Raw genomic sequence first — 16,923 nt, forward strand, 5'->3', positions numbered from 1 at the left:
CAATCATCGTGTCGGCGCCGACGAGCTGGTCGGTCGCTTCGACGACGTGGTGCTGGCGACCGGCGTGACGCCGCGCACCCCGCCGATCGAGGGCATCGATCATCCCAAGGTCTTGAGCTACCTCGACGTGCTCCGCGACGGGCAACCCGTTGGCAAACGGGTCGCCATTGTCGGTGCCGGCGGCATCGGTTTTGACGTTGCGGAGTTTCTGACCCACGCCGGCGAAAGCCCAAGTCTCGTGCCCGAGAAGTTCTACGCCGAATGGGGCATTGATCCCGAGTACCGCAATCGCGGCGGACTCACCGCGCCGACGCCCGATGCAGTGCCGCGCGAGATCTGGCTGCTGCAGCGCAAGACCAGCAAGCTCGGCAAGGATCTCGGCAAGACGACGGGCTGGATTCACCGCACCGCGCTCAAGCACAGGGGCGTGAACATGGTGGCTGGAGTCGATTATCGTCGCATCGACGACGCTGGCCTGCATGTCGTGGTCAACGGTGAAGCGCGGGTGCTGGAGGTCGACAATGTCGTCATCTGCGCCGGGCAGGAGCCGTTGCGTGAGCTTCAGTCCGGGCTCGAGGCAGCCGGGATGCCGGTTCACCTGATCGGTGGCGCGGACGTGGCTGCAGAACTCGATGCCAAGCGCGCCATCAAGCAGGGTACGGAGCTGGCGGCCGGCATTGAGATGCTATCGGCAAAGCCTCGCAAGCAAAGTGCGAAACTGCCTGGACAGCCGGAATTCGAGACGCTCGGGCTGACGGTGGATGGGCAGGTTGGCCTCGTTTCGCTGAAGCGCCCGGACAAGGCCAATGCGATGAACATGGCCATGTGGCAGGAACTGCGCCAGGCCATGCAGTGGCTGGACCGCACGCCGCAAGTGCGCGCGGTGGTGCTTCACGGCGAGGGCAAGCACTTCACCTCGGGCATCGACCTCGAAATGATGATGGGGCTGTTGCCGCAGATCAAGGATGCTTGCGAGGCGCGAACCCGCGAGAAGCTGCGCGAGATCATCCTCGACCTGCAGGACACCTTGACCAGTCTGGAGCGCTGCCGCAAGCCGGTTCTGGCCGCGATCCACGGCGCCTGCGTCGGTGGTGGGGTGGATTTGGTGTGCTGCGCCGACATGCGCTATTGCGCTGCCGATGCACGCTTTTCGGTGCGCGAGATCGACCTCGGCATGGTGGCTGACGTCGGCACGCTGCAGCGGCTGCCGCGCCTAGTCGGCGAGGGCATGGCGCGTGAGCTGGCCTACACTGGGCGCAGCGTCGGTGCCGAGGAGGCGCTCGCGATGCGTCTGGTCAATCGAATCTTCGATACACCGGAGTCCCTGTTCGAGGGTGTGCTCGCCCTGGCGCGGGAAATTGCCGCAAAATCGCCTCTATCCATCCGCGGAGTCAAGCAGGTGATGAACCACGCCCGCGACCACTCGGTGGCCGACGGTCTGGAGTACGTCGCCAACTGGAACACCGCGATGCTGTTGTCGGAGGATTTGCACGCGGCGATTCGCGCCGGCATGATGAAGCAGACGCCGAAGTTCAGGGATTGATTCCGTACTCCGGCGGGGGCGGCGTGTGAGGGCGCCGCCCGTCGCGAGGCGCGCCATCGGCTCTCGCAGATCAAAGCCCGCCCTGATGACCGACAAGCGCTGCGTCGTCACTGACTCCAGAGCGGCGCTTCGTCCATCAACGCGATCTGTTCGCGCAGCTCAAGAATGCGGTCCTGCCAATAGCGCTGGGTGTTGAACCACGGAAATGCGACCGGAAACGCCGGGTCGTCCCAGCGCCTGGCGATCCATGCGCTGTAGTGGATCAGACGCAGTGTGCGCAGCGCCTCCACGAGGTGCAACTCACGGGTGGAAAAGTCGAAGAAATCCTCGTAGCCGGCGAGTACGTCACCGAGTTGTCGGCTCATTTCCGCACGCTCGCCCGACAGCAGCATCCACAGATCCTGCACCGCCGGGCCCATGCGGGCATCGTCGAAATCGACGAACTGCGGGCCGGGGGGCTCGCCGCGTTCGTTCCATAGCACGTTGCCCGCATGGCAGTCGCCGTGAAGCCGGATGCGGGTGAAGTCACCTGCGCGATCGAAACAGCGCCGCACGCCGTCCAGTGCCTGATCCACGGTGCTGCGCCAGGCATCGAGCAGGTCGTTGGGGATGAAGTCGTGGGCGAGCAGGAAGTCACGCGGATCCTCGCCAAAACCTGCGATGTCGAGCGCCGGGCGAGATACGAACGGGCGAAGCGCGCCGATCGCATGGATACGACCGAGAAAGCGCCCCATCCATTCGAGCGTGTGCGGGTCGGACAGCTCCGGCGCCCGACCAGCGACCCGCGGGTAGAGGGCGAAGCGAAGGTCCTCGCAGGTGTGTAGCGTGCAAGTCTCGAATGCCAGTGGCGGTACCACCGGGATCTCGCGTTCCGCGAGCTCGATCGCAAACGCATGTTCCTCGAGGATGGCCTCGTCCGACCAGCGGCCGGCGCGGTAGAACTTGGCGACCATCATCGGCCCATCCTCGATGCCGAATTGGTACACCCGGTTCTCGTAGCTGTTCAATGCGAGCATGCGACCGTCGGAGACCAGTCCGAGGCTCTCGATCGCATCGAGCATGCGATCTGGGGTCAGGGTGGAGAAGGGCGTCGGGTTGGCGTCGGAGGCTTGGTTCGATGTTGCTGAGCGGTTAGGCATGTGGTTTGACTTGGGCGATTCCGCGAGATGGAGGGTTCGTCAGAGTATCGCATGGCTGCGATTGCGCCCACTGTGCTTGGCCTCGTAGAGGGCTTCATCGGCGCGCTGAAGCACTGCCTCAACATCCTCTCCTGAGCGAGCGAGCGTCGCACCGACGCTGGCGGTCACGGTCCGGCCGTCGATGGCCGCTTCGTGCTCGATTGTCTTCCGGATACGCTCGGCCGCCACCTGTAGCGCATGGACGTCGTCGGGCATGACGAGAAGCAGAAACTCGTCACCGCCCCAGCGCGCGGCAAGTTCGTACTCTCGGACTTCGCGCTCAAGCAGGGTGCCGATCCGTTTCAGAACCTCGTCACCCGCGGCGTGGCCGAGGGTGTCGTTGATGTCCTTGAACTCGTCGACATCAATCCAGATCAGGCCATATGTGCTGCCACGGCGAATCGAACGCTTCGCCTCGCGCTCAAGGGCGAATTGCATGCCGAGGCGGTTGGCGAGCCCGGTGAGCGCATCGGTCCGGGCGAGGGTTTCAAGGGCTTCGGTGCGCTCGCGCACCTTGGATTCGAGCTCTTCGGTGTGGTTTCGGATGGCGTTCGCCATCTGTCGAAAATGGGTAATCAGCTGTCCAACCTCGCCGTGACCGCGCGGCAGGTCGGCCGAGGGAATCCGACCGTCGCTCACGGTCTGCATGTTGGTCTCGAGGCGCGCCAACGGGTTGAGGATGAGGCGTTGCAGCACGAGGTAGAACATGGTGATCGCGAAGACGAGGGTCGCGAGGAAAATCATCGCCACCGGCAGGAAGTGGGCGAGCGGCATGAACTCGGCAAGATCGATGAAGCTGACCTGATACCAGCCGATCTCGGGCAGATACGCAATGCCGGCGAGTTGGCGCTTGCCTTCGACGCTGACGAACTCGCTCAGCACCAGGCTTTCTTCCTCGCTGCGATCACGCAGATCGGCCATCATGTGCATCAGGCGTGTGCGGTCGGAGGGTTTGTCCAGCAGCAAATCCACCGTGTTCTTCTGGCCTTCCGGTTTGACGATGCTTGCGAAATCGATGTAGTTCTGGTCTCGATAAAGCTGGATCGCACCGTTCAGATCGACATACATTGTCGTGATGCCGGGTTGTCCGATATCGACGATCTCGCGCAGAAAGCTTTCCAGTTCGAGCCCAGTGCCGACCATGCCGATAATTCGACCGTTATCGGTCATCAGAACGTCTATCCACAACTGGGTGATGCCCAGTTCCGTATCCGGATTGACGTTCAGGTGAAAGGGTCGTCCTTCCTCGACGAGCCGAAAGAACCAGGCGTCGTCGGACTTTTCGGGGTCGAGGTGGTAGCGCAGCTCGCGCCCGCTATATTGCTCGTTGCGGTCGTTGAAGTAATAGGCGCCCGAGTCCACAAGCGCCACGAAGAAATTCTGGTCGCGGAAGTTTCGCCGAAAACTCTCCATCTCAGCGAGGGCCGCCGGGGTCAGGGCTGGATCCTCGCCTGCGACTACCCATTGTCTGAGCGCGTTCGATTCGGCCATCTGAAAGGCCAGTGCAATCTCGCGCTGCAGGGGCTTTTGCAGGCGAGCGCTGTCGTAGCGGACCTGGATCTCGACGATCCGCCGCCCCCAGTCATCAACGATATTCTCGCCGATGCGCTGGAACAGCAGCCCGGTGGCGACCGAGGCCGCGAGAACCAGCAGCATCGCGAGTGTGAGGAAGAGCTTCTTCAGGCTCATGTCGCGGAATGCACCATGTAACAGTCGTTTTCAACATGATCGCATGTTCCGCAAAAATAGCATCAGTTAAGACTGCACATCAGGTCGATCCCTCGCAGCACTTGCAGGGCAAGGCTGCAGGATCGGTAACGGATGCTCAGCGCTTGAAGCGCTCTTCGGCGATGGCGTCGGCGACCTCACCGGTCGGACGCTCCTCCTTGCGGGCGCGCTCGAAGATCTCCATGAGGTTGTCGTAGATGCCCTCGATGTGACGGATGAGTGCGCTTCGTTCGAAGCCGATGCGCTCGTGATAGACGTCGATGATGCCGCCGGCGTTGATCACGTAGTCAGGCGCATAGAGAATGCCGCGCTTCATCAGCTCGGCACCGTGGCGGGCCTCGGCGAGCTGGTTGTTGGAGGCACCGGCGACGATGCTCGCCTTGAGCTGGGGGATGGTCTGGTCGTTGATCACTGCGCCGAGCGCGCAGGGTGCGAATACATCGACATCGAGGCCGAAGATGGCGTCCGGCGGCACCACGACCGCGTCCAGCTCGTCGGCCGCGCGCGTCAGGGCGTCACGGTGGATGTCGGTCACCCAAAGGCTGGCGCCGGCTTCCTTGAGTTGGCGCGCGAGGTCGAAGCCGACATTGCCGACGCCTTGCACCGCGACGCGCAGACCTTCCAGCGAGTCATGGCCGAGCTTCTCCTTCACCGCGGCCTTGATGCCGATGAAGGTGCCGAAAGCGGTTGCTGGCGAGGGGTCGCCGCTACGGATACCGGTGTCCGATGGCTTGTCGACGATGCCGGCCACATGTCCGGTGATGGCCGACATGAATTTCATGTCGGCTACGCTGGTGCCGGAATCTTCTGCGGCGATGTAGCGGCCATTCAACTGCTCCAGGGCGCGCGCGAAGGCCGTGAGCAGCTCCGGCGTCTTCTGCGTACGGGGGTTGCCGATGATGACCGATTTGCCTCCGCCGAGCTTGAGATTCGCCATCGCTGACTTGTAGGTCATGCCGCGCGACAGGCGCAGAACGTCGCGGACCGCTTCTTCCTCTGTGGCGTACGGCCACATGCGGCAGCCGCCGAGCGCCGGCCCGAGATTCGAGTTGTGGATGGCGATGATGGCCTTGAGCCCGCTCTTGTCGTCGCTGCAGAAGACGACTTGCTCGTGATCGGCGAAATCGCTCAGTGAGAAAACTGCCATGGTGATGTCTCCTTCCTTGTGTGGAATGGTGTGCGCCGGCGCACCGTCACGCTTGTGGCGCGAGGCGTGCCGATGCACTGTGGGTGAAAAAGGGATGTGAGGTCGCTTCAGCCCGCGAGTACAGCGATGATCTTCCTGGGCATGCTGCCCTTGTCGGCACGTGCTGGTTGGCCGCTGCGGAAGTCTTCGAGTAGTTCGACCTGACGCTGGCGGGCATGGCTTACATGGCGCTCACGCACGTGGCCGAAGCCACGGATGTGCTCGGGTATGGATGCCAGCTCGATGGCCGTCTCGTGATTGCAGGCATCGAGCTTGGTGATGATCTCCTCGATCACCCGCTCGTACTCGGCGATCAGTTCGCGGTCCAGCCTGCGGTCATGGGTGCGTGCGAAGGGGTCGAGTCGCGAGCCGCGCAGATGACGGAATCGGGCCAGCAGACGCATTGCTTTCAGCATCCAGGGGCCATAGGCCTTCTTTTGCAATTCCCCGGTCTGCGGATTCTTGTCGGCAAGAGTCGGTGGCGCGAGGTGAAAGACAAGCTTGTAGTCCCCTTCGAACTGCTCCTCGACCCGCTTCAGGAAGTCGCTGTCGGTGTAGAGCCGTGCGACTTCGTACTCATCCTTGTAGGCGAGCAGCTTGTGATAGCCGCGAGCCACCGCCTCGGTGAGCAGGGTGATACCCGGTGCGACATGGCTCTCGGCGCTGCGCACGCGCTCGACCAGTTTCAGATAGCGTTCGGCATAGGCCGCGTCCTGATAATCGGTGAGATGCGCCTTGCGCCGGGCGATGACCTCGTCGACGCTGCTCGATAGCCGGTGATGCTCCGGCGTGCCGTGTTGTGGGTTTGCCATTGCACTGACTGACGGTAGATCCACCGCTGCGCGGCGCCCCCACAGGAAGGCCGCCTTGTTGGCATCCACTGCGGTGCCGTTGATCTCGATTGCACGCATGATCGCGTTGGCCGACAAGGGCACCAGGCCCTTCTGCCAGGCGTAACCCAGCATGAAGAGGTTGGTGGCGATGGAGTCGCCCATCAAGGCAGTGGCGATCCGCGTCGCGTCGAGGAAGTCGGCGTTGTTTTCGCCCACCGCCTCGATGATCTGGGTCTGCATGTCGTCTGCCGGAAAGCGCGGATCGGGTTGCGCCGTGACGTCGCCGCTGCGCGCCTGCGCGGCGAAACCACGCACGAACTCGCTGGTCATTGTCTGGTCGCGGTTGACCACCACGCGGGTCACACCCCGCTGCATCTTGGCGATTGATTCGTCGCCGGCAGCGACCACCAGATCGCAACCGATCACCGCGTTGGCCTCACCTGCCGCGACTCGCGCGGCGAAGATGTCCTCCTGCCGGTCGGCAATGCGAACGTGCGACCACACCGAACCTCCCTTCTGGGCGAGACCGGCCATGTCTAGCACCGAGATGCCCTTGCCCTCGAGGTGCGCGGCCATGCCGAGCAGGGCGCCGATGGTGACGACGCCGGTGCCGCCGACACCGGTGATGAGGATACCCCAGGGCGCGGCGGTATCTGGCAGCGTCGGCTCAGGCAGATCGGGAAGGGCGCCGCTGCTGGCCAGCGCTTTGCCCTTGCGCAGCTTTCCGCCTTCGATCGTGACGAAGCTTGGGCAGAAGCCCTTGATGCAGGAGAAATCCTTGTTGCACGAGGATTGGTCGATTGCGCGCTTGCGGCCGAACTCGGTCTCGACGCTGGTCACCGACATGCAGTTCGACTTGTCGCTGCAGTCGCCGCAGCCTTCGCAGACCAGATCGTTGATTACCACCCGGGTGGCCGGGTCCGGAAACTTGCCGCGCTTGCGGCGACGGCGTTTCTCGGCGGCACAGGTCTGGTCGTAGATGATCGCGGTCACACCCGGTGCCTTGCGCAGTTCGCGCTGAAGGGCGTCCATCTCATCACGGTGACGGATGGGGATGCCGTGCGGCAGGTCCGCCGGACCGTAGGCGCGGGCGGTGCCATCATTCACCACGACGACGTTCGATACCCCTTCGGCAACCAGCTGGCGCGCGATGATCGGCACACTCAGGGTGCCGTCGTGCGGCTGGCCACCCGTCATCGCCACCGCGTCGTTGTAAAGAATCTTGTAGGTGATGTTCACCCCGGCCGCCACCGCGGCTCGAATCGCAAGAATGCCGGAGTGCATGTAGGTGCCGTCGCCAAGGTTGGCGAACACATGCGGCGTGCTGGTGAACGGTGCCTGCCCGATCCAGGGTGCGCCTTCGCCACCCATCTGGCAGAAGGTCTGGGTGTGCTCAGGCGACAGCCACGTGGCCATGTAGTGGCAACCGATGCCGGCGATCGCACGCGAGCCGGTTGGCACCTTGGTCGAGGTGTTGTGCGGACAGCCCGAGCAATAGTGCGGCACACGCTGGATTACTGGGCGTGGCTTTGCGAGGGCCGCCTCCTTGGCTTCGATGAAGGCCAGCCGTGCCTTGATGCGGTCCGAGGTGTAGTAACGGGCGATTCGCTTGGCGATGGCGCGCGCAATCATCGCCGGCGTGAGCTCCCCGGCCGCCGGAAGCAGCCAGTCCGCATGCGGCAGAGACCATTCGCCTTTCTCGTCGAACTTGCCGACCACTCGCGGGCGGACGTCATCCTTCCAGTTGTAGAGTTCTTCCTTGAGTTGGTACTCGAGAAACTGCCGCTTCTCTTCAACCACCAGGATCTCCTCCAAACCCTCGGCGAAGCTGCGTACTCCTTCGGCCTCGAGCGGCCACACCATGCCGACCTTGTACAGACGGATGCCGATCTCGGCGGCGGTCGCCTCGTCGATGCCGAGGTCGTCGAGGGCCTGGCGAACGTCAAGATAGCTCTTGCCGCTGGTAATGATGCCGAGCTGGGCGTTGGGGCTGTCGAACACCGTGCGGTTGAGCCCGTTCGCGCGGCAGTAGGCCAGCGCGGCATAGAGCTTGTGGTGGAGCAGGCGTTCTTCCTGCACCAGCGGTGGGTCCGGCCAGCGCAGGTTGAGGCCGTCGGCCGGCAGGGGGAACTCCTCCGCGCTCGGGATTACCGTTTGCACCTGGAACGGATCGACATCGACCGAGGCCGAGGTCTCAACGGTGTCGGTAAGCGCCTTGAAAGCAACCCAGCAGCCCGAGTAACGGGAAAGTGCAAAGCCGTGCAGTCCATACTCGAGGTATTCCTGGATGCCGGCCGGGGCGAGCACCGGCATCATCAAGGCCTTGAAGACATGCTCGGTCTGGTGCGGAAGGGTCGAGGACTTGGCAGCGTGGTCGTCGCCGGCGATCACCAGTACGCCGCCATGCTGCGAGGTGCCGGCCGCATTTGCGTGACGGAACACGTCGCCAGTGCGGTCCACGCCCGGCCCCTTGCCGTACCAGATCGAGAATACGCCGTCGACGGTCGCATTGGCATCGAGCGTGACCTGCTGCGTGCCCCAAACCGAGGTGGCCGCCAAGTCTTCGTTGAGACCGGGCTGAAACCGGATATTGAGCGGGTCCAGAAAGCGGCGCGCCTTCCAGAATTCCTGGTCCACGTTGCCAAGCGGAGAACCGCGGTAGCCGGTGACGAATCCCGCGGTATTCAGACCGGCTGCCTCGTCACGCAGTTTCTGCATGATCGGCAGGCGTACCAGAGCCTGGATGCCTGTCATCCAGGCGCGGCCGGCATTGAGTGTGTACTTATCGTCGAGTGAAACCTGGGGCAGGGTGTTCTGCATGATGTTTGCCGCCGCGCGCCACCTTCTCCGTCGCTTGTGGCAACGTCAGTCGGGCGCGGCGTGCTGTCTCCTCTGTGTTTGGTTGTCCCGAATTTCCGGAGGTCGGCTTTGCCGCCTCCGGTGTCCTGGCCGGGGTAGTCCAGGCTCGTTCCCGGTGTGGACATGCTAGGTGCAGATGGGTGGGAAATCTTCTCTTGATTCGATTCAGGTCAGGGGTGGAGAGAAAGAAAATGCCTGAGGATCGTCTGGATGAGGAAAAGTTTGCGCATCTGGGTCGACGGGGTATCAGCTGGAGCGCTTGCATTGTCTCGATGGTAATGATGGAAAGCGGCCTGGATACGGGGGTGTAGCGTTATTGCACAATGCTTTCTGTTTGGTGAGAGTGTTGCGGCGCAGCATTGGCGCAGGGAGAAACTTGTCCAATGCGGATACTTTGCCGGCAATCTGTTTCGAATAAAGGGCTTATATGCGCGAATAACGTGGAATTATTTCTCCTCGCCCTCCTTATCCTGTTGCTTCGCCATCGACCCGATGAGCGCACATCTATGAATCCCACAAGGAGGAGACTCGAATGCACCTCAAACAAGGCGCAATATTTTGCTGTTGCCGGACCTGCCCCAATCCGCGGGGGAGGGTGCAACGATGACCGCAAACCGCACCCATTCCCACGCCCAATGGAGTTCCCGTCTGGGCTTCGTGCTTGCCGCAACCGGGTCCGCCGTCGGACTGGGCAACATCTGGAAGTTTCCCTACATGATCGGGCAGAGCGGTGGTGCCGCCTTCGTCCTCATCTACCTGCTGTGCATCGCCATGATCGGGCTGCCGATTCTGGTGGCCGAGTGGATGCTGGGGCGCCGCGGGCAGAAGAATCCGATCAACACCATGAGCGAGCTGGCCAGAACCCACAAACGCAGCCAAGCTTGGGTGCTGGTCGGTGTCAGTGGGGTCCTCGGGGCATTTCTGATCCTTTCTTTTTACAGCGTCATCGGAGGCTGGGCACTGGCCTACGTGGGTGATGCGATCGGCGGGGGCTTTCGCGGGCTGGATGCCGATGGTGCCGGCGCATTGTTCACCGGCATGCTCGCGAACCCGGGCGTACTGCTGCTTTGGCATACGGTTTTCATGGCATTGATCATCGGGGTGGTCGCCATGGGTGTGATCGGCGGACTCGAGCGTGCGGCGAAACTGCTCATGCCTGCGCTCGGCGTGCTGCTGGTGATTCTCGTCGGCTACGGCATGGCCAGTGGAGGGTTCGGTGCTGCATTGGCGTACCTGTTCAATCCCGACTGGAGCCTGGTCACTGGCGAGGTCGTCCTGGCGGCGCTGGGTCATGCTTTCTTCACCTTGTCGCTCGGCATGGGCATCATGATGGCCTATGGTTCCTACCTCGACCGCAAGGTAGACCTGCTGCGAACCGCTCGCACCGTCGTGATCATGGATACCGTTATTGCGATCGCCGCCGGTCTGGCGATCTTCCCGATCGTGTTCGCCAACAATCTCGATCCTGGCGCCGGTCCCGGCCTGATCTTCGTCACCCTGCCGATCGCTTTTGGTGGCATCGCGGGGGGCGCCTTGCTCGGCCTGATGTTCTTCCTGTTGCTGACCTTCGCCGCCCTGACGTCGGCGATTTCGTTGTTGGAGCCGATCGTTGAGCTGGTGGAGGAGCGTACGCCATTGAACCGCCGTGCCGCGACGGTCGTCGCCGGATTGGCGACCTGGGCGTTGGGTATCGCCGCGTTGCTGTCATTCAACGCGTGGAGCGAGGTGCTGATCTTCGGCCTCACTGTGTTCGACCTGCTCGATCAGCTCACCAGCAAGTTCCTGCTGCCGCTGACCGGCCTCGGCGTGATCCTGTTCGCGGCATGGTGCCTGGACAAGGAGAGCGTGCGTAAAGAGCTCGGACTCGGGGCAGGCGCGTTCTCAGTGTGGCAGGCCGTTACACGCTTCATTGCGCCGGCCGGCGTGTTGATCGTGTTCTTCAGCAGCCTCTGAGGCTGCGCACGAAAACCGCTCCCGGACGAACCGGGAGCGGCTCACAACACTTCAGATCGGCAGAGCGGTTTCGTTCTTGATCTCGCGCAGCGCCACCGACGAGTGGGTGACGTCCACCTCCGGAATCTTCAGCAGAAAGTTGTGCATGAAGGCCGAAAAGGCCTCCAGGTTGGGCAAATACAGCTTGAGCAGGCAGTCGGTCTCGCCGAGCAGTTCGTAACACTCGACCACCTCGTCACAGCCCTTGACCACCGCCTCGAACCGGTCCAGCACCTCGGCGCTGTGCTTTTTCAGCTTCACCCGCACCCACACACAGGTCGTCAACCCCAGTTTCTGCCGGTCGAGCAGGGCGACATAGCCCTTGATCAGACCCGACTCCTCGAGCTCCTTCACGCGCCGCCAGCATGGCGACGGCGACAACCCCACCTTGTCGGCCATCTGCTGCGTGCTCAGGGTTGAATCCTTTTGCAGCAAGCTCAGTATCTGTCGCTGCGCAGGGTCGAGTTTCATGACGTCATGTCTCCAAATCGTGTTCTCGGGTCTCGGTAACCGCCAAGCCAAAGACAACACACTCCGAATGCGCGTCCAGCAGGTTCCGAATTATCCTCGAAACCCCAGTTGGACGTGTTCGAGTGCGCGTCTGGCGCGTCGTCTGGCATGACGCGACCACGCAGCATGGTTGTTCCCTGCAAGGAGGAGCAACGCCGCCAAGCGTGCAATCGGGCCCGCAGCGGACTCACCCATCGGGTGATCGTCGTCGAAGACGCGAATCCCAGGTTGTGCGAAGTATTCAAGGATATTGAGAGCAGTCAACTGCGGCTTCCAGGATTATGGCCCCCCAGCCCGCATTCATGTCGACATGGCTCGACGCAACGCTCGGCTGAGTAGCCTCCCGCCATGAGAAGCTGTCCGCCCACCTGCCAACGCTTCCGCTCCTCGAGTTTCGAAACAAGCCAAGAAATTCGACGCGGCGCGCGAGCGTCGGAGACGCGAGTCGTGCGAATGCTTGGAGCAATGGCGCCACCTCGCCATTGAGAGACGGCTAATCATCCAGGAATTTTCTACTTGCGAATGGGCCGAAGTCCTGGGGCAGGGTCAGAGAATCTCCTCATTGCACGATCATATTGATGTCGTAGCCGTTCTGGCTGAGCCATTCGAGATACCCGCGCATGTCGACCGTTCCTGCGATGGAATCGAGTGTATTCGGATCGAGCTTATAGGCGATGTATGCCAATGTATCGCCCCAGTTCATTCCGAAGGTATTGTGGCCTGTCGCTTTTTCTCCCTGCTCCCGCCCAGATAGCGTACCGTGCGGTCGTCGCTCGAGGCAGTGGGACCGCCCGTGGGCGCTCCCGCCAGCAAATTGCTGCTTTTGTCGTGAATGACCGGGTTGGCGATAATGGTCAGCCTACCGCTTCCCTCCAACCCAGTTCGGGTTGAACCATGGCGCTTCTTCAAGCGGGCCGGTGGTGCAAACCGGGTGCGGGAGATGAGGGAGCGGATCGCAGGGAAAATCTCCACCGTGCATGGCGTAATAAAACCGGCCACCACCGCTGATCTGCACATCCCAGGCAAACAGGACGCCGTCGTCCTTGATGCGGAATTGCAGGCGCAATGCCCCGTGCTTTTTTGCGTAGTCGAAGACTTCCCTGGGGATGCGACTGAGCACGTCGATGCGGTAGTTGCCAACAACCGTCCCTGTTTCCCATCGGCTTCCTGGCGTTGTTCCTTCCCGCCACGTCACATCCACCCAGCGGGGGAAGGAGATTTTGCTACCACCTCCAATCGTGTTCACGCCGCCATTTTGGTGATTGAGTATGGAGGGACCAAACAGTCGGTAGCCAGTGTCCGATATTGCAGCGACGCCTTCCTTCGGTGTTGCAGTGCCCGCAAGTTCATATACAACAACAAAACCCATTCCGCGCATTTCCCGATCCGTATCAGGTTTGCTCGTCCCCGCGCAGGCGGCCACAAGCGGGTAAAACACGATTAAAACAATCCATGCCATTTTCATCGTCCTGCCTCACTGCACTGTCATGTTGATGTTGTAGCCGTTCGCGTTGAGCCAATTCAAGTAGCCTTCCATATCCACCGTGCCAGAAATGTTATTGGCCGTGTTCGGATTCGGGTCATAGGTGATGAAGGGTACCGTGTCGGCATAGGTCATGCCTTGATCCGTTGTCTGTCGCTGCTTGACCACCGAGCTATCGGCATAGCGCACGTCGCGGTCCTCACTCCAGGCAGTGGGGCCGCCCGTCGGCGCCCCCGACAGCAAATTGCTGCTTTTGTCGTGAATGACCGGGTTGGCAATGATCGTTCGATTTGGCTCATCCATATTCACACCAGCAGCTTTTGCCTGATCCACCATCCAGACCAGCGCCACCTTGGCCAGATCGCCATCGGGGAAGCCGCCGCCGATGTCGCTGTGCGCGCCGAGAAAGCCGCGTTCGATGCGCGTGGTGCCCTGTGGCGCCGGTGCTCGCAAAATCGATTCAGCGGGAAAGGCAACCACACCGCCGCGATATTCGTTCAAGGCGGCAGCTTGCGCCACATAAGCAAACTCATCGGGAATGGCCAAGTTATAGGCGTAGCCGCTCAAATTCGTGCTCAACACGGTATCCCATAGCCCCAAGAAACGAAGATTCACTTTCTGGCAGTGGGTTTGGCCATTAATGACATAGCGGTACCATCCGTTGGTGGTGTTGGCCACGATCCGGTTCGCAAAATCCCGCGCTTGAGCCGCGCCCCGGCTGAAACCGATGATGTCCACATCGATGGCGACACTGTCATCGGTTGCAACGTCCGTGGCATAAGTGTTGAAGTATTCGACCATCCGATCAATGCGGGCCGGTCCTGAGTAATTGCCACCCATATCGGCTGTATTCGCAGGCAGGGGGATATACCAGGGCTTGAAGTCGGCCGGATCAATCGGACGGTTGGGGTCGCAATTGTCGACCGTCCCCGGACCGGTAATGTACCGAGGCGTTCCCTCAAGGTACAGATCGCGGAATGCCACCACATTCGACAGTGTGTTGAGGTTGCTCTCGTCATTTCCCGTCCCGTCGAATGCAAACAGGATCAGCCCATCGGGGTCGATGTAGATGAGCGGACTGAACGCCACATAGGCGTAAGGATTGGGCCCGTCGGGCGTGCCGAGCGGATCGGGGGTGAGGTACTGGCCGTGTTCCGGGTCGTAGTAGCGCTGGCGGTTGTAGTGCAGGCCGGTCTCGGCATCGAAGCGCTGGCCGGGCAGGCGCAGGTCGAGCTCGAAGCCCTGGTGCTGGACGGTCGCGGCGCCGAAGGGGCTGTAGTGGGCGCGCCAGATGATGTTGCCATGGCTTGCGGTGGCGAGCTCGGGTGCGTTCAGGTGGTTGGAGTGCAGCCAGACGAGGGTGTCGCCGGAGCCGAACCAGCTTTGCACGATGCGACGCACGTCGCCGGCGATGCGGCTGAGCGCGGACGGGTCGGCCGCTGCGGGCGCGACGCCCTCGGGGGTGTCGATGACCGCCAGCGGTAGATCGGCCACCCACACGTATTGGCGCAGGATGCGCCCGTCGGCGTCGAGTTCGGCCAGGGGTTGGCGGGCCTCGTCGTGGAGGGTGTAGTGCGTATCGGCGTCGATCGTCTTGCGATTGCGCAGCCCGCGATGGTCGTAGCCGTAGCGGGCAAGGGTGTGCGCTGTCTCATCCACCGCGACGAGCCGGCCCAGCGCGTCCCACGCGTAGGTGCGTCCGTCCAGTTCGAGAGGCTGGCCGTTAGCGTTGTAGCGGGTGGGGGTGTCGTTGGTGCCGATGGGACGGTGGGTGCCGGGTTCGAACTGGCTGCGGGTCGTGAGTCTGGTCAGGTCCGACTGCATGTGCACGCCTTGTTGCGCGAGCACGCGGCGCTGGCTCGGGCCATAGGCATAGCGCCAGAGTGCTTCCTCGCTTGCGGTGTCATCGCCGTTTTGTGCCCAGCGCACCGAGGCGACCAACTGCCCACGTGCATCGTAGGCATGGGTGTCCATCGATGCGCCACTCAACGGCTCTGGCGACGGTTCGCGGGTGTGGAGCAGATTGCCGCGGGTGTCCCACAGATAGCGCCGATCAAGCAGCGTGCCGGGCTCGACCGGCAGACCTAGCGCACCGGGCAGCGCCGTCGGTGCGGGCGAGGCGCCGGCCAGGGGCCCGTTCGAGCCGTTCTCCACGGGGCTCGCATGGGCCGCCTTGATGCCGAGAACGCGCTCCAGCACCCCGAAAACCTGGTGGCCAAGAACGATCGTGGGATACGCCTCGGCCACGATCCGGCGGGAGGGTTCAGGCAAACGGCGGTGGACCATGCGGGCGAGCGCGCCCTCGCGGCTGCGCTCGAAGCGGGTCTCGATACCATTGCCGGTGCTAAAGCCGCGCAGGCCCACGAGATCGCGCTCGAAACCGGAGGCGATCGTCTGTTCGCGCTCGAAGCGGCGTAGCCACGTGCTGTGGATCGTGCTGCGCGTGACCGACACCACCTGCGCCTGTCCGTTGCGCGGGTAGCGCAGCGTGCTGCCATCGGGCAAGGTGGTGGCAACGAGTCTGCCGGCGGCGTCGTACTCGTAGCGCGTGACGGCGGTGAGTTTACCGGCCTCGGTCGGGATCGTCACGACGCGCGCCACCCGCAGGCCGCGCGCATCGTAGGTGTAGCGCTCGCGCTGGGTGGGATGATCGAGTTCGACCAGATGATCGCCCTCATAGCGCCAGGTCGTGACGGTCTCATCTGCGTGCAGCGCATCGGTCACGGTCTGGCGCTGAATGCGGCCCCGCACATCGTACTCGTAGCGGGCATGGTGACCCACGGCATCGCGCATCGCGACCAGACGGCCTGCGGCATCGAACCGGCGGCGCTGGACACCCGCATCCGGGCTGGCGCGCCAGACGAGATGGCCGAAATCGTCGAGCAGGCGCACGACACCCAAGGGGGGCTCGCTGCGGTTTGAAGCGCCGTTCGATGCCGCGGCAGACCGGCGGGAGAGGCCGGACGCGTCGTACAGTGCCGTCAGACGCCCCTGGCTGTCGTACTGTGCTTGCACGTACCGGCCGCGGTTGTCGCCGGTCGCTTCCAGGCGGCCGGTCGCATCGTAGTGCCAGAAGCGGCTTTGCTCGAAGCTTGCGCTCAGCCTGCGATGCCCTATCAGCCGGCTCTCGCGGTCATGCTCCAGGGTCTCCAGGATGCCCAGCGCGTTCGCGACCCACTCGAGTCGGCCGTGTGCGTCGAAGGACAAACGCGCGTTGCGAGTCGGATCGTCCGAAGAGCTCGTCTCGACGAGATGGCCGAACGCATCGAAGCGATGCTCGAGCGTTTGGGCCTGCCCCCAGCCCGGGCCATGGCGCTGGAGTCGAACCGCTTGCAAGCGTGCGTTGTACTGGAATTCGGTGTAAGCGCCTTCGCGATTCTCCACGCGCGCCACCAATCCGGTGGCTGCTTCGTATGCAATATCGGAAGTGCGCTCGCCCGGCTGCGTGATGCGCACGATTCGATCGCCCCCCGCATCCCAGGTGAAGCGGGTGACATCCGAGTCACTCGGATCATTGGCCGGCCCGTTGGGCAGCGGCCCATCGATCTCGGTGAGCAGGCTGCGGCCGTTGACCGTGGTGTAGGTGTAAGTGGTGGTGCGCGTGATCGGAG

10 protein-coding genes are annotated in these 16,923 nt (G+C 62.7%); 2 read left to right on the forward strand and 8 right to left on the reverse strand.

Annotation, left to right across the window (positions count from 1 at the left end; genetic code table 11):
* On the forward strand, positions 1 to 1,543 hold a 1,543-nt coding region (locus GPA21_RS21195), incomplete at its 5' end, for a crotonase/enoyl-CoA hydratase family protein (protein WP_168988677.1).
* A 107-nt stretch (positions 1,544 to 1,650) separates the two neighbouring features.
* Here GPA21_RS21195 and GPA21_RS13550 read toward each other — a convergent pair.
* The 4 genes from GPA21_RS13550 to GPA21_RS13565 all read right to left on the reverse strand — a co-directional run bounded on the left by GPA21_RS13550 (position 1,651) and on the right by GPA21_RS13565 (position 9,288).
* Entirely contained in the window at positions 1,651 to 2,682 is a 1,032-nt protein-coding gene (locus GPA21_RS13550; protein WP_168988678.1) for a serine/threonine protein kinase, read from the reverse strand.
* Positions 2,683 to 2,721: 39 nt separating this feature from the next.
* The gene (locus GPA21_RS13555) at positions 2,722 to 4,410 is read right to left on the reverse strand and encodes a GGDEF domain-containing protein (protein ID WP_168988679.1); all 1,689 of its coding nucleotides are present in this window, start codon (positions 4,408 to 4,410) and stop codon (positions 2,722 to 2,724) included.
* 136 nt (positions 4,411 to 4,546) lie between these two features.
* Positions 4,547 to 5,596, reverse strand: a complete 1,050-nt coding sequence (locus GPA21_RS13560) for a Glu/Leu/Phe/Val dehydrogenase (protein ID WP_168988680.1) — start codon at positions 5,594 to 5,596, stop codon at positions 4,547 to 4,549.
* A gap of 107 nt (positions 5,597 to 5,703) precedes the next feature.
* On the reverse strand, positions 5,704 to 9,288 hold the full coding sequence (locus GPA21_RS13565) for an indolepyruvate ferredoxin oxidoreductase family protein (protein ID WP_168988681.1): 3,585 nt from the start codon (positions 9,286 to 9,288) through the stop codon (positions 5,704 to 5,706).
* A 642-nt stretch (positions 9,289 to 9,930) separates the two neighbouring features.
* Here GPA21_RS13565 and GPA21_RS13570 point away from each other — a divergent pair.
* A complete protein-coding gene (locus GPA21_RS13570; protein WP_168988682.1) occupies positions 9,931 to 11,280 on the forward strand; it encodes a sodium-dependent transporter in 1,350 nt (449 codons plus the stop codon).
* Between the two features lie 51 nt (positions 11,281 to 11,331).
* On the opposite strand, the gene GPA21_RS13575 is transcribed toward GPA21_RS13570, so the two are convergent.
* From GPA21_RS13575 to GPA21_RS13590, 4 genes are all read right to left on the reverse strand, one after another.
* Positions 11,332 to 11,790: an Lrp/AsnC family transcriptional regulator gene (locus tag GPA21_RS13575; protein ID WP_168988683.1), complete on the reverse strand. Its 459-nt coding sequence runs from the start codon at positions 11,788 to 11,790 to the stop codon at positions 11,332 to 11,334.
* Positions 11,791 to 12,388: 598 nt separating this feature from the next.
* A complete protein-coding gene (locus GPA21_RS13580) occupies positions 12,389 to 12,532 on the reverse strand; it encodes a hypothetical protein (protein ID WP_168988684.1) in 144 nt (47 codons plus the stop codon).
* A gap of 156 nt (positions 12,533 to 12,688) precedes the next feature.
* Positions 12,689 to 13,288 (reverse strand): hypothetical protein, encoded by a 600-nt coding sequence (locus GPA21_RS13585; protein ID WP_168988685.1) that lies wholly within the window; start codon positions 13,286 to 13,288, stop codon positions 12,689 to 12,691.
* Between the two features lie 15 nt (positions 13,289 to 13,303).
* On the reverse strand, positions 13,304 to 16,923 hold a 3,620-nt coding region (locus tag GPA21_RS13590; RefSeq protein ID WP_168988686.1), incomplete at its 5' end, for an RHS repeat-associated core domain-containing protein.

The organism is Azoarcus taiwanensis (assembly GCF_012910885.1).
GTDB classification, from domain to species: domain Bacteria; phylum Pseudomonadota; class Gammaproteobacteria; order Burkholderiales; family Rhodocyclaceae; genus Azoarcus_F; species Azoarcus_F taiwanensis.

Excerpts from the sequence above, each read along its gene's own strand:
- GPA21_RS13585 (WP_168988685.1), bottom strand. The coding sequence starts at position 13,288 with ATGGCATGGATTGTTTTAATCGTGTTTTACCCGCTTGTGGCCGCCTGC.
- GPA21_RS13570 (WP_168988682.1), top strand. The coding sequence starts at position 9,931 with ATGACCGCAAACCGCACCCATTCCCACGCCCAATGGAGTTCCCGTCTG.
- GPA21_RS13575 (WP_168988683.1), bottom strand. The coding sequence starts at position 11,790 with ATGAAACTCGACCCTGCGCAGCGACAGATACTGAGCTTGCTGCAAAAG.
- GPA21_RS13560 (WP_168988680.1), bottom strand. The coding sequence starts at position 5,596 with ATGGCAGTTTTCTCACTGAGCGATTTCGCCGATCACGAGCAAGTCGTC.
- GPA21_RS13565 (WP_168988681.1), bottom strand. The coding sequence starts at position 9,288 with ATGCAGAACACCCTGCCCCAGGTTTCACTCGACGATAAGTACACACTC.
- GPA21_RS13550 (WP_168988678.1), bottom strand. The coding sequence starts at position 2,682 with ATGCCTAACCGCTCAGCAACATCGAACCAAGCCTCCGACGCCAACCCG.
- GPA21_RS13555 (WP_168988679.1), bottom strand. The coding sequence starts at position 4,410 with ATGAGCCTGAAGAAGCTCTTCCTCACACTCGCGATGCTGCTGGTTCTC.
- GPA21_RS13580 (WP_168988684.1), bottom strand. The coding sequence starts at position 12,532 with ATGAACTGGGGCGATACATTGGCATACATCGCCTATAAGCTCGATCCG.